Source organism: Nonomuraea sp. NPDC051191 (assembly GCF_044455665.1).
Taxonomy (GTDB): Bacteria; Actinomycetota; Actinomycetes; order Streptosporangiales; family Streptosporangiaceae; genus Nonomuraea.
In genome coordinates this window covers 42,989-65,647 of the sequence record NZ_JBITEZ010000001.1, presented here as the reverse complement: position 1 = coordinate 65,647, position 22,659 = coordinate 42,989, and the positions used below count along the sequence as shown (strand labels likewise).

The following is a 22,659-nucleotide window of genomic DNA, read 5'->3' as shown; positions in this document are numbered from 1 at the left end:
CTCAGTCAATCAGTTCCGTGTATCGGAATGCTAGTGCGGAAGACGGAACGCATGCTATTTTCTGATGACCTGCGAGAGGGGCGGACCACGCATGTACCCCGAGATCGACACTCCTGCGCTGGTCGCCACAGGTCTGCGCGTCGCGGCGCGCGGCGCGGTGCGTTGAGGAAGGACGAGGTCATGCGGGGTCTGGCCGGCAAGCGGGTGCTGATCAGCGGGGGCAGCAGCGGCATCGGGGCCGCCGCCGCCCGCAGGTTCCTGGAGGAGGGCTCGCGGGTGGTGCTCACCGGGCTCGACGGCGACGAGGTCGGGCGCACCGTCGCCGAGCTCGCGCCGCTCGGCGAGGTGAGCGGCCTGACCGGCGACGTCAGCTCGGAGGACGACGTCGCACGGCTGGTGACCGGCGCGATCGAGACGCTGGGCGGCGTGGACGTGCTCGTCAACAACGCCGGCACCGCCTGGCGCGAGCCGTTCCTGGAGATCACCCCCGATCATTGGGACCGGATCATCTCGGTGAACCTGCGCGGCATGTTCCTGATGGCCCAGGCCGTGGCCCGCCACCTGGTGGAACAGGGGACGGGCGGCGTGATACTCAACATGTCCTCGACCAACGGCCTCGGCGGCGAGGCCGACTACGCCCACTACAACGCCTCCAAGGGCGGCGTGCTGCTGCTGACCAAGACCATGGCCGTCGAGCTCGGCGGCCACGGCATCCGGGTCAACGCCCTGTGCCCCGGCTACATCCGGACCCCGCTGAACGCCTCGATCTCGTCGGCGCTCGCCGACGACTTCGTCTCCTCCTACGAGCGTGAGCACATCCCGCTGGGGCGCGCCGGGCTCGCCGAGGAGGTCGCCGCCGCGTACGCCTTCCTCGCCTCCGACGACGCCGCCTTCATCCACGGAACCGAGCTGGTGATCGACGGCGGACAGCTAGCGATCATGTGAGTCACCGGGACGCGGCACCTTCATGGCGATGATCAGGCCGTGCCCGGAGTCGTCGGTGCGCAGATGGGACAGTTCGACGGTGAGCGGCGTCGGCCGCCCATGGTCGTTGACCGCGTCGAACGCGACCCTCCTGGCCCCGGCCAGCGTGTCGCGTACGAGCGGGACGATCATCTCCACCGGCAGCCCCGTGCCCAGCGAGGCCAGCGGACGGCCCACCGCCTCCCTGGCCCGCACCCCCCACAGCTCCTCGGCCCCCGCCCCCCAGATGAGCACCCGCATGTCGGCGTCGAGCACCATCACGGCGTCGCCCAGCCCGTGGACCAGCGAGGCGGTGAACCGGCCGACCTCCTCCAGCTCGGCCGTGCGGGCGACCAGCGCGTCGTTGGCACGGCGCAGCTCGGCGGCGCGGGCGATGAGCGCGTCGTTGGCATGGCGCAGGTCGGCGTTGGCCGACCTCAGCTCCTCGTTCGCGCTCTCCAGCTCCGCGTTGGCCGACCGGAGCCGCTGGACGGTCGTGGACCAGCGGCCGGGCGGCGGCAGGTTCTCCTGCCGGTCGGGCGTGATGGGCGTCGCGTCCCGCTGCGGGCGGAGCCGGCGGCTGCCGTGGTGCTGCTCGGCGCGGGGGTCGCGGGCCCGGCGGAAGCACGCCAGGTGCCGGCTGACCGGCCGGGGCGGCCCGGTCTGCTCGTAGATCTCGACGCCGGTCCCGGCCAGGGCGTCGGGCATCGTGCTGAACAGGGGGATCGCGGTGCCGCCGTGCTCGGTCATGAGCGCGACGAGGCGGCACAACGCGGGCTGGGCCTCGGCCACGGCCAGGTGGCCGCCCTTCTCCTGCATGGCCCGGTGGGTGATCGCGAGTTGTTCGAGGCCGTTGAGGTCGCAGAACCAGAGGTCTCCCGCCGCCACGATCACGTGTTTCACCCGCGAGCGCGGCAGCGGGTCGAGGAAGGCGGCCAGGATGGGGCTGGTCGTCGAGTCGAGCTCGCCCGCCAGGGCGACCACCAGGGTGGTGTCGCCCACGGGCACGAGCCGTACTGAGAGCTGCATCATCGGATTCGCTCCTTCCCTGAACTCTGCGTGATGGGAGATCGACGCGCCGCAGGGTCCGGCTGCATGCCCCATATTCCTCCTCCTGCGGGAAAAGAGCCAGGCGCTCACCGTGCGTGAGCGGGGATCCAGGAGGCTCCTTGGGTGAGGGGGTTGGGCAGCGACGTCCAGCTGTCGCCGGGCGGAGAGCCCGCGAGCTGGGCGAACAGGTGGGCCTTCACCGGGATCCGCTCGCCGAACAGGGCCCGGCGGTCGGCGCGCACGTCGGCGGTGTCGGGGAGCGCGTCGAAGGCCCGCCGCGTGGCCCCCGCCACGACGGCCCACAGACGTGACTCGGCGCCACGGTCACCCTCTCCCAGTGAGGCGACGAGGCTGCCGAACGTGGTGCCTACGAGCGAGCCGAAAAGCTTGGCGTGCAGGACACCGGGGTCGTCGCTGAGCAGTCGGGCGGCGACCGGCGGCGTCCCGAACCCGTTGCGGGCCAGCCGGGCCGGGCTGATCCTGACGTCGGCCAGGTCGCGGTAGACCAGCTCGACCGGGAAGCCCCGCCGGTCGAGCACGGCCAGCAGATTCTGGCCGTGGGCCTCCAGCGCGACCCCGAGTGCCAGCAGGCCGAGCGCCGCCGCCGTCGCCACGCCGGCGAAGGCGGCCAGCCACTCGCCGGCCTCCTCGCCGCGTGGCGCGTCCCAGTGGGCGCCGGAGGTGAGGGCGGCCACGGGCAGCACGGTGTGGCCGGGCACGCGGGGCGTCGGATCGCGCAGCATGACGGACAGGTCGGCGGTGTGCTCGCCGTTCACCGTCCCCGCGGCCCCCGACAGGTAGCGGGCGATGCGCGGGCGTCCGCCGAGCCGTGCCGACAGGGCGGTGAGCAGGTCCGACAGGGGGACGCAGTCGCGTACCGAGGCGGGCGAGATGTCCCTGACGCCGGAGGTCATGCGGGTGGTGAACGCCGTCTTCAGGTGCGGGCCGCCGTCGAGGGGGGCCAGGGTCCGTACGGACATCAGCGGATGGCACGGCAGCGCCCCCGTCGCGTACGGGCGCACCCCCAGCCCGGCCAGCACGTGCCGGGTCTGCCAGGGGTGGACGGGCAGCAGCAGCCGGTCGCCGTCCATGAGCGAGCCCGGCCACGGCCCGGTGACCAGGCATTCGGCGGCGGGCACCGCCACCAGGTCGAGCGCGACGACGGGCCGGTGCTCCGGCATGTACGCCAGTTGCTCGGCCACCGACACCCCCGGCCGGTTGCGGCAGCCCGGATGGTAGGGATGGCCGTCGACGACGCTCTGCTCGTACCGTTCGGGACCCGGCCCGCGGACGGGGAAGGCCGCACCCGCGCGGGACAGCGCCAGGGAGGCGACGCTGTTGTCCAGGTCGCCGACCAGCCCGTCCGCGCCCGGCAGGCCGAGGGCGGCCAGCAGCTCGGCCGGATCCGTGTACGGGACGCCGTCCAGCAGCAGCACCGGCACGTCGGCCAGGTCGTACGGCAGCCGGGCCGGCCCGGTCAGGTCGCGCCCGTCGGAGAGCCGTACGCGCAGGCCGCCCCCCGCGGCGACCGGCTCGGCGAGGCCGGGCAGCGGCTCGCAGAGCAGGCCCCGCCACAGCCGGCCCATGACGGCGGCCCGCGCGCCGGGCAGGGCGGCGGCGTAGCCGGGCGAGAGCTCCGGGCGCACGGCGGCCAGCTCCGTCGCGAACCGCCCCGTCGAATGCCGCATGAACCCCCCCGTATCCAGGAACATGCCCAGGTGACAACCCTGTGGACACTGATCGGTACAAAAGGGTAGGACAGGTCGCCATGGCATATATCGACGGCCTCCTCCCACCGGCCGGGCCGGCACCCGAGGCGCATGACCGCCAGGCGGCGGACGAAGCCGAGACCCTCGCGGTGACGGCCCTCCTCAACTGCCTGCTCCGCGAGGTGGCCGAGCCCACGACCGGCGGTTCGTGGGTGCTGCCCGCGACCGGGCACGTGCTGCACGTCCGCCCCGGACGCTACCCCGCCGCCCCCGCCCTGGGCACCCCGGACGGCCCGCGCCCGCTGTCGCTGGCCGGCCTGGTCGCCCTGACCGAGGACGAGCTGCGGACGGGCACCGGCCACGCCAACCCGACCCTGGCCGACGAGATCATGGACAGCAGGGACGTCATGGCCACGCTGCTGTCGGCCCGGCGCACCGCCACCCCACCCGCCGACCCGTATCTGCGCTCGGAGCAGGCGCTGGTCGCCGGTCACCGCTACCACCCGGCGCCCAAGGCGCGCGGCGGATCGGGGCCGGACTCGTGGCTGGCCTACTCGCCCGAGGTGCACGCGAGCTTCGCGCTGCCGCTGCTCGGGGTGCCCGTCGAGGCGCTGGTCGAGCAGGGCGACGCGAGCGCGCTCGACCGGCTCGGCCCGGACGCCCCCGACGGCCTGGCGCTGCTGCCCGCCCATCCCTGGCAGGTGGAGCTGCTGGGCGGCCTGAAGGAGCTGCGCCACCTTGGCCTCACGCCCGCGCGGGCGGTGCCGACCGCCTCGATCCGCACGGTGTACCTGCCGGAGGCGGACCTGTTCTGCAAGTTCAGCCTGGACGTGCGGATCACCAACGACATCCGCCGCCTGTGGCTGCACGACCTGCGCTGGCTGGGCCTGATCGACGACCTGCTGCGCGGGGCGTTCGACGACCTGCCGGAGCACCGGCCGCGGCCCGCCGTCCTCAGCGACCGCGGTTACCGCAGCGTGGAGCTGGGGCTGGACGGCGGCGAGGCACTGGCGGTGATCGTCCGCGACGGGCTGGGCGGGCACCTGCGACCGGGGTTGACGGCGCTGCTGACCGCGGGGGTCAGCGAGGGCTTCCCGGGCAACCCGCTGGACGGCCTCGACGCAGGCGACGCGCTCGTGTGGTGGCGGCGTTACCTCGACCACGTGGTGCCGCCGGTCCTGCACGCCTACTTCCGCCACGGCGTGGTGCTCGAATGCCACCTGCAGAACGTCGTCATCGGCGTGGACGGGCGCGGCCTGCCCGGCCAGGCGATCTTCCGCGACCATGAGGGGGTCAAGCTGACCGCGGACCGCCACAGCCTGCCCGGCGCCCGCACGCCCGTCGTGAGCGCCGCCTACGGCTGGGAACGGCTGCTGTACTGCCTGGTCGTCAACAACCTCTGCGAGATCGCCGGAGCCGTGGCCGATCGACACCCGGAGCTGCGGGCCGAGTTGTGGGCCGAGGCGAGGTCGGTGTTCGACGGCTGCGCCGAGGACCACGGCCGGCCGGAGGAGCTGCGCGAGCTGCTCACCGGCTCGTCCGTGCCGGCCAAGGCCAACCTGCTGCTGCGCTGGCTGGAGGCGGACGGCGCGGACATGCGGTGCGTGCCGATGCCCAGCCCTTTGCGACTCTTTACGCCATAAGCTATCCTCGCCGAGGGCAACAGTTTACGGCGTATCGAATTCAGGAGGCCCCCATGACCGCAGCGACGCTGCACGACGGAAGCACCATCGAGGTGGAGGTCCACGGCTCGGGCCCGGTCCTGCTCCTGGCCGTCAACCCCACGCCGATCGAGGGCCCGCAGGCCGAGGAGATGCGGAAGTGGGGGGCTGACCCCGCGCTCGGCCGCTCGCTCATCGACGGCCTCTCCGACGGCTTCCGCGTCGTGGCCTTCGACTACGAGGGCCACGTGCTGGTGAACCCGAAGCCGGACACGCTCACGCCCGACAACGTGGCGGCCGACTTCCTGTCGGTGGCCGACGCGGTGGGGGCCGACCGGTTCGCCTACTACGGCTACTCGTGGCTGGCGCTGAGCGGGCTCCAGCTCGCCCTGCGCACCGACCGGCTCTCGGCGTTGGCCATGGGCGGGTATCCGGCGCTCGGCGGCCCGTACGCCGAGATGCTGCGGGTCACCGAGGCCACCTACGACATGGCCGTCGCGCCGAAGACCGCCACGCCCCCGTCCACCGGGACGGGCGAGCCGGGAGACTGGTCGTCGACCGAGGTGACCCTCGGCGAGGGGCAGGCCCGCCAGTTCGCCACCCTGTACCGGGCGCTGCGCGGGTTCGACGACGGCCAGGTGCGCCTGTCCTGCCCCCGCCTGTGCTTCGCCGGCTCGGCCGACGAGATCGTCTACGACGAGCGGTGGGGCGGCACCCACGTCAGCATCGGGGGTCCGGTGGCGCGGAACCGGGCCGCCATGGAGGCGCTGGGCTGGGACGTCGAGGTGCTCGACGGCCTCGACCACACCGGGGCCATGCAGGCGGCGAACGTGCTGCCGATCCTGCGTCCCTGGCTGGAGAAGGTGCTGTTTCTCCCCGCCTGAGCTGGGCAGTTGCCCGGCGGGTCCTCGAACGGGGGGAACGGGGGGGAACGGGGGGGAACATGGCGAAGGGGAGCGGCCACGACGGCGTTCAGCCGGTCGATGAGCCCATCGGGAAGCTGGAACTCGTGCACGCCTTCGAGTCGGGACCGATGCCGACCGGCGTCACGGTCTCGCGGGCCGGCCGGATATTCGTGAACTTCCCCAAATGGGGTGACGACGTTCCGGCGACCGTGGTCGAGCTGCGGGACGGCAAGCCCGTCCCGTACCCCGACCAGGAGTGGAACACCGAGGCCGACGAGCCGTCGAAGTGGCTGGTCTCGGTGCAGAGCGTGGTCGTCGATCCCATGGACCGGCTGTGGATCCTCGACACCGGCAGCCCGATGTTCCGGCCCACCAAGAAGGGCGGTCCGAAGCTCGTCTGCGTGGACCTGGAGACCGACACCGTGGTCAAGGTCATCCTGTTCGACCGCGGTGTCGCCCTGGAGACCTCCTACCTCAACGACGTGCGGTTCGACCTGCGCAAAGGGGTCGCCTACCTCACCGACTCCGCCGACAGGGGGCCCAACGGGATCATCGTGGTGGACCTGGCCAGCGGGCAGGCCTGGCGCCGGCTGCACGACGACCCGAGCACCAAGGCGGGGCGCCCGCCGGACTTCCTGCCGGTCGTGGAGGGCCGGCCGTTCCTGGAACGGCCGCAGGACGGGCCGCCGTCGCCGGTCCTGATGGGCTCGGACGGCATCGCGCTCCCGGCCGGCGGCGAGCGGCTCTGGTACTGCCCCCTGCTCTCCCGCCGCTGGTACAGCGTGTCCACGGACGCCCTGGTGGACCGCACGCTGGACGACGCCGAAGTGGCCGCCACCGTCAGGGACGAGGGCGACAAGGGCGGCTCGGCCGACGGCCTGGAGGCCGACGACGCCGGACGCATCTACCTGACCGACTGGGAGCACAACGCGGTGCTGTGCCGGATGCCCGACGGCACGATCGACACGCTGGTCCACGACGCCCGCCTGCTCTGGCCCGACACGTTGTCCGTGGCCGACGGCCACCTGTACGTGACCGCCAACCAGTTGCACCGCCAGGCCAGGTTCCAGGGCGGGCTGGACCGGCGGCGGTACCCGTACGCGCTGTTCCGGGTGCCGATCGACGCCGGGCCGGTGCGGCTGGTCTAGGCGGCTGGTCCGGCTAGCGGTGCGGGCGGGACCGGGCCGAGGAGCCCACGACGGCGCCGTACAGGAGGTGGTCGGCCAGCAGCGCCACGCGTTCCGAGGCGGTGTGGCGACTGCGCGGCAGGCCGAGCGCCGGGGCGATGCCGGCCTCGAACGCGGCCCAGGCGAGCACGCCGTAGAGCGGGCCGCTCCAGCGCCGTTCGCGCACCGCGCGGGGCAGGAGGCCGAACCCGGCGCCGCCGGCCGCGCCGTACAGCCAGTGGACCGCCTCCACCAGGGCCGGGCGGCGTTCCGCCGGGACGTCGCGGAAGAGCTGCGGCGCGGTCTTCTGCAGGACCGACTCCGGCGGCGTGCGGTCCACCATCCCGAGCGAGACGGTGAGCTGACGCAGGCCCGACATGGCCATCGAGCCGACGGCGCCGCGGGCCATGGCGCGCAGGATCGGGTGGCCGCGCTCCTCCTTCTTCTCCGGCTGAGCCTCTTCGGACAGCTCGGGGCGCGTGGGCAGGGTCTGGGTCATGGTTTGCCGCCTTCGTCGACGCGGTATGCCCGCTACGTAGAGGTACTGATCGGATACCGAACGACGCCATCGCTAAACCTCTGCAATGGCCACTTGGGGGGCTTAAGGCCGATGAATGCCGCTAAATACGACAGGTTTCCTGACGGCATGACCGTCCGGGAGGGTTCATGTCGCTGAACGCACGCATCGGCAGGATCGAGAGCCTGCTCGAACGGGCCGAACCGCCCGCCGTCGAGCTGGCCCAGGCCCTGCTCGACCTCTACGGCGAGGGCCTCACACGGATCATGGCCGCGGCCGACGACGAACTGGCCGCCCGGCTGGCCGCCGACGACGTGGTCGCGCACCTCCTGCTGCTGCACGACCTCCACCCGATCGACGTGCGGACGCGGGTCGAGGACGCGCTGCGCGGCACCGGCGCCGAGGTGGTCGCCGTCGAGGGCGACCTCGTACGCCTGCGCCTCGGCGACGACGGCGAGGGCGGGGGCGGGGGCGGCTCGGCGGACGCGGTGCGCCGGGCCGTGCGCGACGCGGCGCCGGAGGTCGAGCAGGTCGAGATCGTCCGGTCCGAGCCCGGCGTGGGGGCCGGCAGATGGACCATGTGAGGCGCGTCGCCAGGGCCGTCCTCTACGGCGACCACCTGCTGTGGCCCAGCCGCCGCTCCGCCGCCGACCGGCGGCGCTGGACGTTCGGCGGCGTGCACCCCGAGTCCTACGGCCGGGCGCACGAGGGCAACCCGTGGCTGACCCAGACCCAGTGCCTGCTGGAGGCCGGCGGCGACGACGTCGTGGACGTGCACGTGCGCTTCCTGCACCTGGTCACCTGCGAGGTGGCCGTGCAGCGCGAGGGCGAGCTGGTCCGCGTGCCCGAGCTGACCGTCGGCGGCGTCCGCCACCGGCCCAGGGAGGAGGCCAAGGAGCGCGAGGTGGCCGAGACCGGGCTGCGCCTGGCCGACCTGCTGGGCTGCCCGGCCGGCATGGAGATCCACGTGCCGCCGGGCCAGCGGGCCGAATGGCTCGACGGCGAGGGCGTGCTGCTGCGCGGCTGGGAGGCGCTGAGCGGCCGGGCCGAGGTGTTCGCCGAACGGCTGCGCGAGGGCCTGTTCCGGATCACCGTCCGGGTGGCGAACACCAGCCCGTGGCAGGGCGACTCGCGGGCGGAGGCCATGAAGCACACCTTGATCTCCGCGCACACGGTGGTGAGCTCGCCGGGCGGCCGGTTCGTCTCGCTGATGGAGCCGCCCGACGCGCTGCGGACGCTCGCCGCGGGCTGCCACAACATCGGTACCTGGCCGGTGCTGGTGGGCGAGGAGGGCGACCGGCACACGATGTTGTCCGCGCCGGTCATCCTCTACGACCATCCCAAGGTCGCGCCGGAGGGCGGCACGTTCGACGCCACGGAGATCGACCAGCTCCTCGACCACTGCGCCGCGCTCACCCCGGAAGAGCTCATGCGCCTGCACGGCACCATGCGGGAGACGTGACATGGATACTCGGTCCCACCCCGAACGGCTCGGCCCGGCCGAGGCGATCGTCGACGGCGTGCGGCTGGCCCCGGGCAGCCGGGTGCGCCTGCGCCCCAAGAGCCGCGCCGACATCCTCGACCTCGCGCTCAACGGCCGCCTGGCGGTGGTCGAGAGCGTCGAGCGGGACGACGACGGCGGCTTCCACGTCGGCGTCACCCTCGCCGGCGACCCGCTGCGCGACCTGGGCGAGTCCAGGCTGCCGTGCCACCGGTTCTTCTACTCGGCGGAGGAGCTCGAACCCGTCGGAGGCGGCTGCCGTCCGCGCGTCCTGGTGGCCGGGATCGGGAACGTCTTCCTCGGCGACGACGGCTTCGGCGTCGAGGTCGTGCGCCGCCTTGCCGACGACGACCTGCCCGCCGACGTGATCGACTTCGGCAGCCGCGGCCTCGACCTGGCCTACGCGCTCCAGCGCGACTACGAGGCCGCGATCCTCGTGGACGCCGCGCCGCGCGGCGAGCAGCCGGGCACGCTCACCCTGCTCGAACCCGACCTGCACGACCTGCCCTGCCCGGGCGGCGCCGGGGCCGAGAACCACGGCCTCGACCCGGTCAAGGTGCTGCGCATGGCGCGGGAGCTCGGCCGGGTGCCCGAGCGGGTGCTCGTGCTGTGCTGCGAGCCGGCCCGGCTGGTCACCGACGACGTGCTGGTGGAGCTGAGCGAGCCGGTGCGCGGGGCGGTCGAGGAGGCCCTGCGGATGGTGCGTTCGCTGGTCATGGACGTGCTGGCGGAAAGGGCCTGACCGTGTCCGGTTCGCCGGGCGCCGAGCGCATGCGGCCGATGACGGCGGTCGTCGAGCGGTCGGGCAGGTAGTCGAGCACCCGCACCTCGCCGCCGAGCGAGCGCACCAGCGGCGCCTCGGCCAGCATCTCCGGGGTGTAGTCGCCGCCCTTGACGTAGATCTCCGGCCTGATCAGCCTGATCAGCCGCTCCGGGGTGTCCTCGTCGAACTCGGTCACGTAGTCCACGTCGTTCAGGGCGGCCAGCACCGACATGCGGTCCTCGCAGGGGTTGACCGGGCGGCCCGGGCCCTTCAGCCGGGTCACGCTGAGGTCGCTGTTGACCGCGACCACGAGCACGTCCCCGAGCTGCCCGGCCTGTTCCAGGTAGCTGACGTGCCCCCGGTGCAGCACGTCGAAGCAGCCGTTGGTGAACACGATCCGCTCGCCCCTGCGCCGGTGCTCGTCCAGGAGCTGGGCCAGGCGCTCGGGGGCCTGCACGGTGCCCTCCTGGCGGCGCAGGGCGCGCAGCAGCTCGTAGCGGGTGCAGACGGCCGTGCCGGGGCGGCGGACGACCACTCCGGCGGCGGCCTGGCCCGCCTCTGCGGCCTCCTCCGGCGTCGCGCCGGCGGCCAGCCAGAGCGAGAAGGCCGCGGTGTAGGTGTCGCCCGCGCCGGTCGCCATGTGCGGCGGCGCGGGCTGGGCGTAGGTCCGGTACGGCGGGCGGCCGGCCCTGTGCAGCAGCGTGCCCTCGCCGTCCAGGGTGGTCACCGCGATCCGGGCCCGGGTGGCGGCCAGGATGCGCTCCGAACGCGCCATCAGGTACGCCGGCCGGTCGACGGCGTCGGTTGCAACGGTCGTGTCGGCTGCCTCGCCGAGCAGGTGCACCACCTCGGCGTAGTTGGGCAGCACCGCCGCCGGGCCGCACTCGCCCCAGGGCGCGATCGCGTGCGCGTCCACCACGAGCAGCGGCAGCCCGGCCAGCGACCGCCGCACGGCCGGGGTGAACACGCCGCCGCCGTAGTCGCAGGCCACGACGACGTCCGCGCCCGTCACGGCGTCCGAGAGGCGGGCCAGCAGGTCCCGTTCGGTCTCGGGCGGGACGACGTCACGGTCCTCCTCGTCGTAGCGGGCGACGAGCTGGCCGCCGGCCACCAGGCGCCGCTTGTGCGCGGTACGCCGTCCCGGCACCGGCAGCAGGTCCGTCTCCACCCCGAGCAGCCGCAACGCCTGGACGAGCTGGTCGCCGCAGGGGTCGTCGCCCACGACGCCGACGAGCCGGACGCGGGCGCCGAGCGCCACCAGGTTGGCCGCCGTGTTGGCGGCCCCGCCCGGCGCGTCCTCGACCGCCTCCAGGTTCAGCACGGGCACCGGCGCCTCCTGGGCCAGCCGCTTGGCCGAGCCGTGCAGCCACGAGTCGAGCATGACGTCGCCGACGACGACCGCGCTGACCGTCTCTTCCCTCAGGGTGCCCATGGAGGGCGAATACCTGCGAAAGCCAAGCTCAAACGCATATCGGTTCAAATAGGTTCGTCCCATAACCGAAGTTATGGGCCATCCCTGCCGGGTAGCCCGGCCAAGGACCAGCCGGCCAATGGGAGAGCTGGGCTGCGGGCTGCCGACCACCGTTGTGGACAGGAGCGCGGAATGCTACGACTACATGCCGGAGACCCGATGACGGCCCGGCCCGGCCTGGTGGGGGACGTGCGGAGCGTCGCCGTCCTGCGGGCCAACGCCATCGGCGACTACCTGGTCGCGCTGCCGGCCATCGACGCGATCAAGCGGGCCTACCCCGAGGCCAGGCTCACCCTGCTCGGCACGCCGTGGCACGCCGAGTTCCTGTCCGGGCGGCCGGGCCCGGTGGACGACGTGGTGGCGCTGCCGCCGATCTCGGGGGTCTCGACGCCGGAGCACGGTTACCCGGTGCCCGACGAGACCCGTGCCGAGCTGCGGGAGCGGTCGTTCGACCTGGCGGTGCAGATCCACGGCGGCGGGCGCTTCACCAACCCGTTCCTGCGGTCGCTCGGGGCGCGGGTGACCGCCGGGCTGCGCTCCCCGGACGCCGAGGAACTGGACCGGTGGGTGCCCTACACGTACTTCCAGCACGAGACGCTGCGCTTCCTCCAGGTGGCCGAGCTGGTCGGCGGGCTCGCCGAGCGGCTCGAAGCGCAGGTACCCGTCACCGGCCGCGACCGGGCGGAGCTGGCCGAGTCGTTCGGCGAGCCGCCGTCCCGGCTGATCGCGCTGCATCCGGGGGCGACGGACCCGCGGCGGCGCTGGCCCGCCGAACGCTTCGCCGAGGTGGCCGACCGGCTCGGCCGGCCCGTCGCGGTGACCGGGAACTCGGCCGAGAAGGACCTGGTGGAGGCGACGATCGCGGCCATGCGCGGGCGCGGGTACCCGGTGATCCCCGTCGTCGGCACGCTGACCCTCGGCGGCCTGGCCGCCCTGTACGAGCGCTGCGACCTGGTGATCTCCAACGACACCGGCCCGCGCCACCTGGCCGCGGCCGTCGGCACCCCCACGGTCGCCGTCTACTGGTGCGGCAACCTCATCAACGCGGGGCCGCTCACCAGGACCGCGCACCGGCCGCTGGTCTCCTGGACCACCCGGTGCCCGTCCTGCGGCGCGAGCGGCGTGGACGTGGAGGCCGAACGCTGCGAGCACGACGGGACGTGGGTCGCGGACGTCTCGGTGGACGACGTGACCGAGCAGGCCGAAGACCTACTGAAGGGGTAAGGAAATGGCTGATCACGCTGTGCTGGACGAGCTCCAGGAGGCCCTGGACGAGGCGTTCCAGGGGCGGGACCGGGTAGCGGTCCGCGAGGTGTACGCGCGGGTCTCCGCGCACGTGCGCATCCCCGCCGACATGCTGGCCCATCTCAACGAGCTGCCCGAGGGCAGCTACTCCAGGGAGGAGATGGCCGAGGCGATCAACGACGTCATCAGGCGGCGGGGCGAGCAGGACAGCCTCGGCCTGCTGAGCATCCCGCGGCAGCGGCCGGTGGAGGAGAGCGCCGCCGCCGAGCGGGCCGTCGCGGACGACACGCCGCTCGAATCCCTCAACCCGAACCTGGACCGGCCGGACGACGGCCAGGCCCCGGAGTTCCGTGAGCCGGGTGCGTAGACGCCGAACAAATTAGACCGCTCGTTCTTGAATGTGGTAGCTTCACCGCGTGGCACGGAGCAAGGAGTTCGATCCCGAGGTCGCGCTCGACCGGGCGCTCGACCTGTTCTGGGAGCGCGGTTACGAGGCGACCTCGATGGCCGACCTGGTGGAGCGGCTGGGGCTGGCGCGGGCCAGCATCTACGGCACCTTCGGCGGCAAGCGGGAGCTCTACGTCAAGGCGCTGGAGCGCTACCTGGCCCGGCGTAACGTGGTCGAGCCGCTGGCCCAGCCGGGGCCAGCGGTGCCGGCCGTACGCGCCTTCCTCGACGCGTACGTGGCCGAGATCCTCGCCGACGAGCTGCGGCGCGGCTGCATGGTCGTCAACACGGCCGTGGAGTTCGCCTCGCGGGACGCCGAGCTGTCGCGCCGGGTGACGGCGAGCTGGGCCGAGCTGGAGACGGCGCTGGCCGCCGCGCTGGTCCGCGCCCGTGCCCAGGGGGAGATCCCGGAGTCGAAGGACCCTTACGCGCTGGCCAGGTTCCTGCTCGTGCTGCTGCAGGGGCTGCGCGTGCTCGGGCGCGCCGATCCCGACCCGCGCCGCCTGCGCGACGCGGTCGAGCAGGCCATGGTGGCCGTCCAAATTTAAGACCGATCGTTCTAGGAGTTCTTGGTGTTTGAAGGAAAAGTCGTGGTGGTCACCGGGGCCACCGGGGTCGTGGGACGGGCCGCCGCGCTGGCGTACGCCAGGAAGGGCGCGTCCGTGCTGGCCGCCGGGCGGGACACCGGACGGCTCGGCGAGGTGGTCAAGGAGATCGAGGCCGAGGGCGGGCGGGCCGCCGGCTTCACCGTGGACGTGACCGACTCGGCCTCCGTCGCCGCCATGGTGGAGGCCGCCGTCACCCGCTACGGGGGGCTCGACATGGCGCTCAACGCCGCGGGCGTCTTCGGCATGCTGGCCCCGGTGGCCGACTACGACGAGGACACCTGGGACACCGTGCTCGCGGTGAACCTCAAGGGCGTGTTCCTGTCGATGAAGCACGAGATCGCGTACATGCGCGAACACGGCGGCGGGACGATCGTCAACGTGGCCAGCAACCTGGGCGCCCACTGGCGCCTGCCCGGGGCCGCCGCCTACGCCGCCTCGAAGGCCGCGGTGAGCCACCTGACCCGCACCGCCGCCCGCGACCACATCGCCGACGGCGTCCGCGTCAACGCCGTCAGCCCCGGCCCGATCGACTCGCCCATGTCCATGCGGCCCGGCGAGACGCGCGCCGAGCGCGACGAGCGCATGCGCGACGCCCTGCCGATCGGCCGCGTCGCCACCCCGGAGGAGATCGCCGCGGCCGCGCTGTGGCTGTCCTCGCCGGAGTCCAGCTTCGTCGTCGGCCAGGACCACGTGATCGACGGCGGCGCCACGGCCTGACTCAGCCGGCCGCCTGCGGCGTACGGGTCTCCTTCATGGCCAGCACCGCCACCAGGCTGATCAGCCCGACCCCGGCCATGTACGCCGACACCGACAACGACGTGCCGGTCGCCTCATGCAGCGCCGTCGCGACCAGCGGGGCGAACCCGCCGCCGAGCAGCGCGCCGACCGCGTACGAGAAGGAGACCCCGCTGTAGCGGTAGCGGGCCTCGAACATCTCGGCGAACAACGCCGACTGGGGCCCGTACGTCGCGGCGAGCCCCACGTTGAGCACCACCACGGCGACCACCATCAGCGCGGCGGCCTTGGTGTCCACCAGCAGGAAGAACGGCACGGCCCAGACCACGAGGAGCACCGAGCCGGCCAGGTAGACCGGCTTGCGGCCGATCCGGTCGGACCAGATCGCCGAGGCCACGATCCCGGCCAGCCAGGTCAGGCTGCCGATGATCACCACGACCAGCATGACGTTCCTGCCGACCTTCAGCACCTGGGTGCCGTAGGACAGGAGGTAGGCGAGGAACACGTAGCCGATCGCGGTGTTGGCGATGAAGCTGGCCGAGGCGATCAGCAGCGCCCGCGGCCGCTCGCGGAAGACGTCGAGGACGGGCCGCCTGCTGCGGGCCTGCTCGGCGGCCAGCGCCCGGAACACCGGCGTCTCGGCCACCCGCAGCCTGATGAACAGCCCGACCCCGACCAGCACGATGCTGAACAGGAACGGCAGCCGCCAGCCCCAGCTCGTGAACTGCGCCTCCGACAGCCTGGCCGTCACCGCGACGTACACCAGTTGCGCCAGGATCAGCCCGGCGGGCACGCCCACCTGGGAGTACAGCCCGTAGCGGCCCCGCCGGCCGGGCGGGGCGTGCTCGACGGCGAGCAGAGCCGCGCCGCCCCACTCACCGCCGGCGCTGAGCCCCTGGAGCAACCGCAGGGCCAGGAGCAGGATCGGGGCCAGCACCCCGATCTGGTCGTAGGTGGGGAGCAGCCCGACGCCGACCGTGGCCGCGCCCATCAGCAGCAGGGACGCGATCAGCATCGCCTTGCGCCCGAGCCGGTCGCCGAAGTGGCCCCACACCAGGCCGCCCACGGGCCGGGCCAGGAACCCGACGCCGAGCGTGGCGAACGCGGCCAGCGTGCCCGAGGCGGGCGAGAGCGGTGAGAAGAACTGGGAGCCGAAGACCAGCGCGGCGGCCGTGGAGTAGATGAAGTAGTCGTACCACTCGATCGTGGTGCCGACCGCGCTCGCCATGGCGACGCGACGGAGTCGGGCGGGGTCCGGCTCTGCTGCCTCGTGGGTCATGGCGCCTCCCTCGACGCCAGAGTAGATCTTCCTCCGCCCGCTTCCCAGCGCCCGGGGCAGGCGTCCCTAGAACGCCACCCCGCACCGCAGGATCACGTTCGAGTACGGCGTGGCCTCCCCGGTACGGACGGCCAGCCGCACCCCCGCCGACAGCAGCTTCAGCTCCTCGTGCGGCACGTACGCCAGCCCCGGCAGCCGGGCCGAGAGCAGCTCGGCGCAGCCCGGGTTGCCCGCGCGCACCTCCTCGGCCGCCGTGGCCCCCTCGACGACGAGCTCGGCCAGCAGCCCGTCGAGCACGTCGGCGAAGGCCGGGATGCCCGGCAGGAACGCCAGGTCGACGACCCGGACGCCGGGCGGCACGGGCATCCCGCTGTCACAGACCAGCACCTGGTCGGTGTGGCCGAGCCGGGCCATGGCCCCCGCCAGCTCGGCGTTCAGTATCCCCGCGCGCTTCACTGGAAGTCCGCGACGTTCTCCTTGGTCGCCACCTTGACGGGCACGGCCACCGTCTTCTCGATGGTCTCGCCCTTGGCGGCCTTGACCGCGGCCTGCACCGCCTGCTGGCCGAGCAGCGACGGCTGCTGGGCGACGCTGGCGGCCAGCGTGCCCGCCTGCACGGCCTTCAGGCCGTCGGGGGTGCCGTCGAAGCCGACGACCTTGACCTGCTGGCCCGCCTTGGCGCCCAGGGCCTTGATCGCGCCGAGCGCCATCTCGTCGTTCTCGGCGAAGACGCCGGTGATGCCGGGGTTCGACTGGAGCATGTTGGTCATGACGTCCAGGCCCTTGGTGCGGTCGAAGTCGGCCGGCTGCTTGGCCACGACCTTGATGTTCGGGTACGCGGCGATGCCGTCGGCGAAGCCCTGGCCTCGGTCGCGCGAGGCGGACGTGCCCGCCGTGCCCTGCAGCACGACCACGCTGCCCTTCTCGCCGAGCTGCTTGGCCAGCTCCTGGGCGGCCAGCTTGCCGCCGGCCACGTTGTCGGAGGCCACCGTCTGGGCCACCTCGGCGCCGTTGACGCCGCGGTCGGCCGCGATCACCGGGATCTTGACCCGGTCCGCCGCCTTGACCGCCGGGGCCGCCGCGTCGGAGTCGACGGGGTTGACGATGATCGCCTTCATGTTCTGGCTGGTGAAGTTCTGGACCTGGTTCACCTGCTGGGAGGCGTCGTTCTGGGCGTCGGTGACGGTCAGCGTGACGCCCTCCTTCTTGGCCTCCGCCTCCGCGCCGCTGCGCAGCTGCACGAAGTAGGGGTTGTTCAGAGTCGACACCGACATGCCGATCTTGATGTCCCCGCCCCCCGAGGACGTGCCTCCGGAGCCGCCGTCGCCGGAGGAGCCGCAGGCGGCCAGGCCGAGCGTGAGCGCGGCGCCGGCCATGACAATCGCGGGAATCCGCATGATCTTTACTTCCTTTTCCTAGTTCGTTCCCCTGCGCCGCAGGGTGTCGACGAGGACCGCGAGCGCGATCACCACGCCGATCACGACCTGCTGCCAGAACGCCGAGACGGACAGCAGGTTCAACCCGTTGCGCAGCACGGCGAGGATGAGCGCGCCGACGAAGGTGCCGAGCGCCCTGCCCTTGCCGCCGGACAGGCTCGCGCCGCCGATGACGACGGCCGCGATCGCGTCCAGTTCGTAGCCCGCCGCGGCCTGCGGCTGGGCCGAGGCCAGGCGGCTGGCCAGGACGATCCCGGCCACCGCCGCGAAGACGCCGGACAGCGCGTACGTGATGAGCTTCTGCCGGTTGACCTTGATGCCGGACAGCCGGGCGGCCTCCTCGTTGCCGCCGATGGCGTACATGGCCCGGCCGGGGTAGGTGCGGTTGAGCACGACGGCCGCGATCACGCCCATGACCAGCATCACCAGCACCGGGATCGGCAGGTAGTCGCCGAGGGTGTCGCCCAGGTGCGAGACCGAGTCGGGCATCGCGATCGGGCTGCCCTGCGAGATGACCAGGGCCAGGCCGCGGGCGATGCCGAGCATGGCCAGCGTGGCGATGAACGGCGGCAGCTTCCCGTACGCGATCAGGGCCGCGTTGACCAGGCCGCACACGACGCCGACGGCCAGCGAGACCACCACGGCGACCGGCCACGGCAGCCCGGCGCTGGTGGCCGTCCAGGCCAGGACGATCGCCGACAGCGCGGCGACCGAGCCGACGGACAGGTCGATGCCGCCGGTGACGATCACGAACGTGGCGCCGAAGGCCAGGATCGCGGTGACGGCCGCCTGGACGCCGACGTTGAGCAGGTTCGTCACGCTGAGGAAGTCGGACGACAACAACGACAGCGCCACGACCAGCACGACGAGCGCGGCGAGCGCGCCGTTCTCGGCGAACCAGGCCGCGGCGGGCGACCGGCGGCCGGTGAGCTTGTTCGGAACGGTGCTACTTGGCACGGGGACCCTCCACATCCGTGACCGCGAGGGCCATGACGTCGTCTTGCGTGGTCCCGGTCGCGGGCAGCTCGCCGACGAGCCTGCCGCGGGCCATGACCAGAATGCGGTCGCTCATGCCGAGCACCTCCGGCAGATCGCTGGAGATCATGAGCACGGCGTGCCCGGAGGCGGTGAGCGCGTTGATGAGCTGGTAGATCTCGACCTTGGCCCCGACGTCGATGCCGCGGGTCGGCTCGTCGAGGATGAGCACGCCCGCGTCGGCGACCAGCCACTTGCCGATGACGACCTTCTGCTGGTTGCCGCCGGACAGCGTGCGGACCTCCTGGTCCAGGCCGGTCATCCGGATGCCGAGCTGCTCGGCCACCTTCCCGGCGGCCTCGCGCTGGCCGGCGCGGTCGACGAAGCCGGCGCGGGTGGCGGCGCGCATGGTGACCAGGCCCAGGTTCTCGGCCACGTCCGCGCCGAGCACCAGGCCCTGGCCCTTGCGGTCCTCGGGGACCAGCCCGAGCCCGGCCTCCATGGCGGCGTGCACGTCGCCGGGGGCCAGGCGCCTGCCGCGCACGACCACCTCGCCGGCGTCGTAGCGGTCGGCGCCGAAGACGGCCCGCGCGACCTCGGTGCGGCCGGCGCCCACCAGCCCGGCGACCCCGACCACCTCACCGGCGCGCACCTCGAACGACACGTCGTCGAAGACGCCCCTGCGGCCGAGGCCGGAGACCTTGAGCAGGGCCTCGCCGCGTTCGGCGGCCTGGCGCGGGAACTGCTGGTCGATCGGGCGGCCCACCATGAGCCTGACCAGCTCGTCCTGCGGGGTGTCGGCCGGGATCTCGGTGACCGACCTGCCGTCGCGCAGCACGGTCACCCGGTCGCCGATCTCGGCGATCTCCTCCAGGTGGTGGGTGATGAACACGATCGACACGCCCTCGTCGCGGAGCTGGCGGACGATCGTGAACAGCTTGGCGACCTCGCCGGAGGTGAGCACGGCGGTGGGCTCGTCCATGATGAGCACGCGGGCGTCGAGCGCGAGCGCCTTGGCGATCTCCACCATCTGCATCCGGGCGATGCCGAGCCGGGAGATCGGGGTCGCCGGGTCGACGTCCACGCCGACGCGGTCGAGCAGCGCCTTGGCCTGCCGTTCCATGCGCTTCTTGTCCACCAGCCCGAAGCGGCGCGGCGGGCGGCCGAGCGCCAGGTTCTCCGCGACGGTGAGCTGGGGGACCAGGTTGAACTCCTGGTAGATGGTGGCGATGCCGAGCCGCTGGGCGTCGCCCGCCGACCGGATGTCCACCGGCTGCCCGTCGACGGTGACGCGCCCGCCGTCCGGCCGGTACGCGCCCGACAGGATCTTGATCAGCGTGCTCTTGCCCGCGCCGTTCTCGCCGAGCAGGACGTGCACCTCGCCGGCGCGCAGGCTGAGATCGACGCCGTCGAGTGCCACGACACCGGGGAAGACCTTGCGCAGGCCCTCGGCCTTGAGTATCTCCGCGCTCACTCCATGATCCCTTTCCGCTCACAAGATCGGCGAATCACCAGGTGAGCAGGCAGGACGTGCGAGTCGGCCGCCTGCCCGCTCTGGATCCGGCCGATCACGAGCCGGACGGCCAGGCGCCCCATCTCGGCGGTCGGCTGGGCGATGGCGGTGATCGGCGGGGCGGTGTGCTTGAACCAGGTCACGTCGTCGAAGGAGGCGACGGCGACGTCGGCGGGGATGCGCAGGCCCCTGGCCTGGATCTCCTCCAGCCCGCCCAGCGTCATCAGGTTGTCACCGAAGAAGATGGCCTCGGGCGGCTCGGGCAGGTCGAGCAGCTCGGCGGTGATGCGCCGGCCGCTGCCCTCGCGGAAGTCGCCGGGGCGCACGTACTCGGGGCGCACCTCCAGGCCCTCGGCGGCCATCGCGGTGGCGAAGGCGTCCGTGCGCTCGCGTCCGGTGGACAGGGTGGCCGGGCCGGAGGCCAGGGCGATCCGGCGGTGGCCCTGCTCGCGCAGGTGGCGGACCAGCTCGGCGATGGCGGCGGCGCCGTCGGAGCGCACGGAGGGCACGTCGAGCCCGGAGATCGTGCGGTCGAGGAAGACCACCGGCCGGCCAGCCTCGGCGAGCTGCTGCACCAGCGGCGTGACCTCGGCGGTCGGGCAGATCAGCAGCCCGTCCACGCGCTGCTCCAGCAGCGTGCGCACGTAGTGGTCCTGCTGGTCGGCGCGCTCGTCGGCGTTGCCCATGACGACCGTGAAGCCCTCGCGCCTGGCCTCGTCCTCGACGCTTCTGGCCAGCTCGGTGAAGAACGGGTTCAGGACGTCGCCGATGATCAGGCCGATCGTCCTGGTCGCGGTCGTGCGCAGGGAGCGGGCGACGGCGTTGGGCACGTAGTTGAGCGCGTTCATCGCGTCGTAAACTCGGCGCCGGGTCTCCTCGTTGACCGAGGGGTTGTCGTTGAGCACGCGGGAGACCGTGGCGACGGAGACACCGGCCTGCGCGGCGACATCCTTGATCCTTGCCATCGTTCCTCCGTGTAATCGATTACACGGCAGCTTATGAAATCGATTACATGATTGGCAAAGTGAAATGGCTCACACCCCCCGGGGGAGAGGGTGTGAGCCGGCTTCGTGGGTTGGGGGGTCAGACCTTGCTGATCCGGACCGCGTCGGCGATGACGAGGCCCGTGCCGGCGGTCCACCGGCTGATGCCGACGACGTTGTAGGTGCCGGCGTTCAGCGAGAAGGTGCCGATGCTGCGCCAGCCTCCGCCGCCGGAACGCTGGTCGACGTAGACGGTCTGGTTACCGCCCGAGGCCGCCACGATGTACGGCGCCGAGCTGTTGTAACCGGGATCGGACGGATACCAGACCTCCACCTTGTACGTGCCCGCGCTGGGGATCGCGGCCTGGTACCAGGCCGGGTCGCTGGAGGCGACCGGGTCGGCGAAGCGGTAGTCGGCGCCGTAACGCTGGGCGGAGTAGGCGGAGGTGCCCCAGTTGGCGCTGGCGGTGAACTTGCCGGAGGTGGCGTTGTCCACCGTGGTGGACCACGAGGGCGTGCCGCCGCCGGTCACGTAGTTCATGTACGTGGTCCAGTTCCAGTACGACCCCGGGTCGGTGTGGTCGGCGCCGGGAACCTCGTTGTGCCCGATGATGTGGGCGCGGTCCTTCGGGATGCCGTACTTGTCGCAGATGGCCTTGGTCAGGGCCGCCGACGCGCGGTACATGGCGTCGGTGAACCACGAGGCCTCGCTGACGTAGCCCTCGTGCTCGATGCCGATCGACCTGGTGTTGTACGTCCAGTTGCCGGCGTGCCAGGCGACGTCCTTCTCGCGCACCATCTGGGTGATGGCGCCGTTGGAGGACTTGACGACGTAGTGCGCCGAGACCTGCGCGGCCGAGTTCTGGAACCAGGAGATCGTCCCGGCGTACGAGCCCTGCGTCACGTGGATGACCACGCGGTCGATGGCGTAGCTCGACGGCCGGCTGGAGGCGGTGTAGTTGCTGGAGCTGGCCGCGACCCAGGCGGCCGGGCCGTAGTCGGTGCTGAGCACGCCTACGTCGGAGCGGGCGTTCAGGTCGCGGGCGTTGGCGTACTCGCCGCGGTCGGCGGTGACCTCCTGGGGCTTGACGGTCACGCCCCTGGCCTTGATGCCCAGGCCGAGCTGCTCGTAGACCGCGTCGGCGTACAGGCGGGCGGTCTCCGGCGAGGAGGCGTTGCCGTACTTGGCGACGGCCTGGTACCAGCGGCCGGCGTCCTTGCGGGCGGCGTCGTCCAGGCCGAGCTCGTCGGCGTAGGAGCGGAGGACGGCGGCGCCGCCGAGGATGTTGGACTCGTTGTCGGAGCGCAGCTTCTCGACCGGCAGGCTGGTGAGCTCGGCGGCCTTCTCCAGCGCGTGCGCCGTGGGGTTGCTGACCAGATGCATCAGGCCGTAGCCGCCGCTGGCGCTGGGCTTGCCCTGGTGGTCGTCGAGGTGGGTCTCGGCGTAGGCGAGCGCGACCAGCAGGTCGCGGGGGACGTCGCTGGCCGAGGCGGCCTTGGCGAACGCCGCCGGCAGCGCGGGTTCCCGGGCGGCCTGGGCGGCGGGCTGGCCCGCGGTGATCAGGGCGACGGTCAGGGCGGAGGTGGCGAGGGCAGCTAATCGCGTGCGGGCGAGAATCATGGGGATGCTCCTCGTTGGGGGGTGACGGGTGGAACGCGGGCGCGGAGCCGCGGCCCGCGTTTGGCCGCCGAATGCGGCCCAACGTACGTCACCTCTGACACAATGTCGATA

The 22,659-nt window shown here is 72.6% G+C and carries 22 protein-coding genes; 11 read left to right on the top strand and 11 right to left on the bottom strand.

Translation table 11 applies throughout. The annotated features are described in order from the left end of the window. Positions 1 to 180 precede the first annotated feature (180 nt). Positions 181 to 945 (top strand): SDR family oxidoreductase, encoded by a 765-nt coding sequence (locus tag ACIA8R_RS00305; protein WP_364099919.1) that lies wholly within the window; start codon positions 181 to 183, stop codon positions 943 to 945. Here the strand turns inward: ACIA8R_RS00305 and ACIA8R_RS00300 are convergent. Both ACIA8R_RS00300 and ACIA8R_RS00295 read right to left on the bottom strand, forming a co-directional pair. Beyond that, positions 931 to 1,995: an STAS domain-containing protein gene (locus tag ACIA8R_RS00300; RefSeq protein ID WP_357707078.1), complete on the bottom strand. Its 1,065-nt coding sequence runs from the start codon at positions 1,993 to 1,995 to the stop codon at positions 931 to 933. The two genes, ACIA8R_RS00305 and ACIA8R_RS00300, sit on opposite strands and share 15 nt — an antisense overlap. 104 nt (positions 1,996 to 2,099) lie before the next feature. Continuing rightward, positions 2,100 to 3,701, bottom strand: coding sequence for an IucA/IucC family protein (locus tag ACIA8R_RS00295; protein WP_397035620.1), 1,602 nt, complete (start codon positions 3,699 to 3,701; stop codon positions 2,100 to 2,102). 80 nt (positions 3,702 to 3,781) lie between these two features. Between ACIA8R_RS00295 and ACIA8R_RS00290 the strand changes: the two genes are divergently transcribed. The 3 genes from ACIA8R_RS00290 to ACIA8R_RS00280 are packed head-to-tail and all read left to right on the top strand — an operon-like array spanning position 3,782 to position 7,436. Next, positions 3,782 to 5,365, top strand: a complete 1,584-nt coding sequence (locus ACIA8R_RS00290) for an IucA/IucC family protein (RefSeq protein WP_397035618.1) — start codon at positions 3,782 to 3,784, stop codon at positions 5,363 to 5,365. Between the two features lie 53 nt (positions 5,366 to 5,418). Continuing rightward, the gene (locus tag ACIA8R_RS00285) at positions 5,419 to 6,267 is read left to right on the top strand and encodes an alpha/beta fold hydrolase (protein ID WP_397035616.1); all 849 of its coding nucleotides are present in this window, start codon (positions 5,419 to 5,421) and stop codon (positions 6,265 to 6,267) included. A gap of 59 nt (positions 6,268 to 6,326) precedes the next feature. Beyond that, complete coding sequence (locus ACIA8R_RS00280) at positions 6,327 to 7,436, top strand: L-dopachrome tautomerase-related protein (RefSeq protein WP_364099932.1); 1,110 nt, start codon at positions 6,327 to 6,329, stop codon at positions 7,434 to 7,436. A 13-nt stretch (positions 7,437 to 7,449) separates the two neighbouring features. Here ACIA8R_RS00280 and ACIA8R_RS00275 read toward each other — a convergent pair whose 3' ends face one another. Then, positions 7,450 to 7,953: a hypothetical protein gene (locus ACIA8R_RS00275; protein ID WP_397035614.1), complete on the bottom strand. Its 504-nt coding sequence runs from the start codon at positions 7,951 to 7,953 to the stop codon at positions 7,450 to 7,452. A 167-nt stretch (positions 7,954 to 8,120) separates the two neighbouring features. On the opposite strand from ACIA8R_RS00275, the gene ACIA8R_RS00270 reads away from it, so the two are divergent. From ACIA8R_RS00270 to ACIA8R_RS00260, 3 genes are read left to right on the top strand one after another with little or no spacing between them, the layout of a single operon-like run. Beyond that, positions 8,121 to 8,555 carry a hypothetical protein gene (locus ACIA8R_RS00270; RefSeq protein WP_397035612.1) on the top strand — a complete coding sequence of 145 codons (435 nt, stop codon included), beginning with the start codon at positions 8,121 to 8,123 and terminating at the stop codon, positions 8,553 to 8,555. After that, entirely contained in the window at positions 8,543 to 9,433 is an 891-nt protein-coding gene (locus tag ACIA8R_RS00265; RefSeq protein WP_364099938.1) for a hypothetical protein, read from the top strand. Before ACIA8R_RS00270 ends, ACIA8R_RS00265 begins: the two co-directional genes overlap by 13 nt. Position 9,434: 1 nt before the next feature. Continuing rightward, positions 9,435 to 10,214: a hydrogenase maturation protease gene (locus tag ACIA8R_RS00260; protein ID WP_357707069.1), complete on the top strand. Its 780-nt coding sequence runs from the start codon at positions 9,435 to 9,437 to the stop codon at positions 10,212 to 10,214. On the opposite strand, the gene rfaE2 is transcribed toward ACIA8R_RS00260, so the two are convergent. Further along, positions 10,186 to 11,667: a D-glycero-beta-D-manno-heptose 1-phosphate adenylyltransferase gene (rfaE2, locus tag ACIA8R_RS00255; protein WP_364099941.1), complete on the bottom strand. Its 1,482-nt coding sequence runs from the start codon at positions 11,665 to 11,667 to the stop codon at positions 10,186 to 10,188. The genes ACIA8R_RS00260 and rfaE2 overlap by 29 nt on opposite strands. Before the next feature lie 171 nt (positions 11,668 to 11,838). On the opposite strand from rfaE2, the gene ACIA8R_RS00250 reads away from it, so the two are divergent. From ACIA8R_RS00250 to ACIA8R_RS00235, 4 genes are read left to right on the top strand one after another with little or no spacing between them, the layout of a single operon-like run. Continuing rightward, positions 11,839 to 12,930, top strand: a complete 1,092-nt coding sequence (locus tag ACIA8R_RS00250; RefSeq protein ID WP_397035609.1) for a glycosyltransferase family 9 protein — start codon at positions 11,839 to 11,841, stop codon at positions 12,928 to 12,930. A 4-nt stretch (positions 12,931 to 12,934) separates the two neighbouring features. Then, a complete protein-coding gene (locus tag ACIA8R_RS00245; protein ID WP_357707066.1) occupies positions 12,935 to 13,318 on the top strand; it encodes a hypothetical protein in 384 nt (127 codons plus the stop codon). 49 nt (positions 13,319 to 13,367) lie between these two features. Further along, positions 13,368 to 13,946 (top strand): helix-turn-helix domain-containing protein, encoded by a 579-nt coding sequence (locus ACIA8R_RS00240; protein ID WP_357707065.1) that lies wholly within the window; start codon positions 13,368 to 13,370, stop codon positions 13,944 to 13,946. 24 nt (positions 13,947 to 13,970) lie between these two features. Further along, positions 13,971 to 14,723: an SDR family oxidoreductase gene (locus ACIA8R_RS00235; RefSeq protein WP_357707064.1), complete on the top strand. Its 753-nt coding sequence runs from the start codon at positions 13,971 to 13,973 to the stop codon at positions 14,721 to 14,723. A 1-nt stretch (position 14,724) separates the two neighbouring features. Here ACIA8R_RS00235 and ACIA8R_RS00230 read toward each other — a convergent pair whose 3' ends face one another. The 7 genes from ACIA8R_RS00230 to ACIA8R_RS00200 all read right to left on the bottom strand — a co-directional run bounded on the left by ACIA8R_RS00230 (position 14,725) and on the right by ACIA8R_RS00200 (position 22,548). Then, complete coding sequence (locus ACIA8R_RS00230; protein WP_397035606.1) at positions 14,725 to 16,020, bottom strand: MFS transporter; 1,296 nt, start codon at positions 16,018 to 16,020, stop codon at positions 14,725 to 14,727. Between the two features lie 66 nt (positions 16,021 to 16,086). Then, positions 16,087 to 16,476, bottom strand: coding sequence for a D-ribose pyranase (gene rbsD, locus ACIA8R_RS00225; RefSeq protein WP_357707062.1), 390 nt, complete (start codon positions 16,474 to 16,476; stop codon positions 16,087 to 16,089). Next, positions 16,473 to 17,417: a substrate-binding domain-containing protein gene (locus ACIA8R_RS00220; protein ID WP_364099954.1), complete on the bottom strand. Its 945-nt coding sequence runs from the start codon at positions 17,415 to 17,417 to the stop codon at positions 16,473 to 16,475. Before ACIA8R_RS00220 ends, rbsD begins: the two co-directional genes overlap by 4 nt. 18 nt (positions 17,418 to 17,435) lie before the next feature. Beyond that, on the bottom strand, positions 17,436 to 18,413 hold the full coding sequence (locus ACIA8R_RS00215; RefSeq protein ID WP_352358766.1) for an ABC transporter permease: 978 nt from the start codon (positions 18,411 to 18,413) through the stop codon (positions 17,436 to 17,438). Next, a complete protein-coding gene (locus ACIA8R_RS00210; protein WP_397035603.1) occupies positions 18,403 to 19,905 on the bottom strand; it encodes a sugar ABC transporter ATP-binding protein in 1,503 nt (500 codons plus the stop codon). The genes ACIA8R_RS00215 and ACIA8R_RS00210 overlap by 11 nt, the downstream gene beginning before the upstream one ends. Beyond that, complete coding sequence (locus ACIA8R_RS00205; RefSeq protein ID WP_397035601.1) at positions 19,902 to 20,909, bottom strand: LacI family DNA-binding transcriptional regulator; 1,008 nt, start codon at positions 20,907 to 20,909, stop codon at positions 19,902 to 19,904. The genes ACIA8R_RS00210 and ACIA8R_RS00205 overlap by 4 nt, the downstream gene beginning before the upstream one ends. 118 nt (positions 20,910 to 21,027) lie before the next feature. Then, positions 21,028 to 22,548, bottom strand: coding sequence for an N-acetylmuramoyl-L-alanine amidase (locus ACIA8R_RS00200; RefSeq protein WP_364099963.1), 1,521 nt, complete (start codon positions 22,546 to 22,548; stop codon positions 21,028 to 21,030). Between the last annotated feature and the right edge of the window lie 111 nt (positions 22,549 to 22,659).

What these genes read in the sequence shown, in the direction of transcription:
- ACIA8R_RS00245 (WP_357707066.1), top strand. Translation starts at nt 12,935, where the DNA reads ATGGCTGATCACGCTGTGCTGGACGAGCTCCAGGAGGCCCTGGACGAG.
- ACIA8R_RS00230 (WP_397035606.1), bottom strand. Translation starts at nt 16,020, where the DNA reads ATGACCCACGAGGCAGCAGAGCCGGACCCCGCCCGACTCCGTCGCGTC.
- ACIA8R_RS00275 (WP_397035614.1), bottom strand. Translation starts at nt 7,953, where the DNA reads ATGACCCAGACCCTGCCCACGCGCCCCGAGCTGTCCGAAGAGGCTCAG.
- ACIA8R_RS00250 (WP_397035609.1), top strand. Translation starts at nt 11,839, where the DNA reads ATGCTACGACTACATGCCGGAGACCCGATGACGGCCCGGCCCGGCCTG.
- ACIA8R_RS00260 (WP_357707069.1), top strand. Translation starts at nt 9,435, where the DNA reads ATGGATACTCGGTCCCACCCCGAACGGCTCGGCCCGGCCGAGGCGATC.
- ACIA8R_RS00280 (WP_364099932.1), top strand. Translation starts at nt 6,327, where the DNA reads ATGGCGAAGGGGAGCGGCCACGACGGCGTTCAGCCGGTCGATGAGCCC.
- ACIA8R_RS00305 (WP_364099919.1), top strand. Translation starts at nt 181, where the DNA reads ATGCGGGGTCTGGCCGGCAAGCGGGTGCTGATCAGCGGGGGCAGCAGC.
- ACIA8R_RS00220 (WP_364099954.1), bottom strand. Translation starts at nt 17,417, where the DNA reads ATGCGGATTCCCGCGATTGTCATGGCCGGCGCCGCGCTCACGCTCGGC.
- ACIA8R_RS00285 (WP_397035616.1), top strand. Translation starts at nt 5,419, where the DNA reads ATGACCGCAGCGACGCTGCACGACGGAAGCACCATCGAGGTGGAGGTC.
- rfaE2 (WP_364099941.1), bottom strand. Translation starts at nt 11,667, where the DNA reads ATGGGCACCCTGAGGGAAGAGACGGTCAGCGCGGTCGTCGTCGGCGAC.
- ACIA8R_RS00270 (WP_397035612.1), top strand. Translation starts at nt 8,121, where the DNA reads ATGTCGCTGAACGCACGCATCGGCAGGATCGAGAGCCTGCTCGAACGG.
- ACIA8R_RS00200 (WP_364099963.1), bottom strand. Translation starts at nt 22,548, where the DNA reads ATGATTCTCGCCCGCACGCGATTAGCTGCCCTCGCCACCTCCGCCCTG.
- ACIA8R_RS00205 (WP_397035601.1), bottom strand. Translation starts at nt 20,909, where the DNA reads ATGGCAAGGATCAAGGATGTCGCCGCGCAGGCCGGTGTCTCCGTCGCC.
- ACIA8R_RS00265 (WP_364099938.1), top strand. Translation starts at nt 8,543, where the DNA reads ATGGACCATGTGAGGCGCGTCGCCAGGGCCGTCCTCTACGGCGACCAC.
- ACIA8R_RS00295 (WP_397035620.1), bottom strand. Translation starts at nt 3,701, where the DNA reads ATGCGGCATTCGACGGGGCGGTTCGCGACGGAGCTGGCCGCCGTGCGC.
- ACIA8R_RS00300 (WP_357707078.1), bottom strand. Translation starts at nt 1,995, where the DNA reads ATGATGCAGCTCTCAGTACGGCTCGTGCCCGTGGGCGACACCACCCTG.
- ACIA8R_RS00290 (WP_397035618.1), top strand. Translation starts at nt 3,782, where the DNA reads ATGGCATATATCGACGGCCTCCTCCCACCGGCCGGGCCGGCACCCGAG.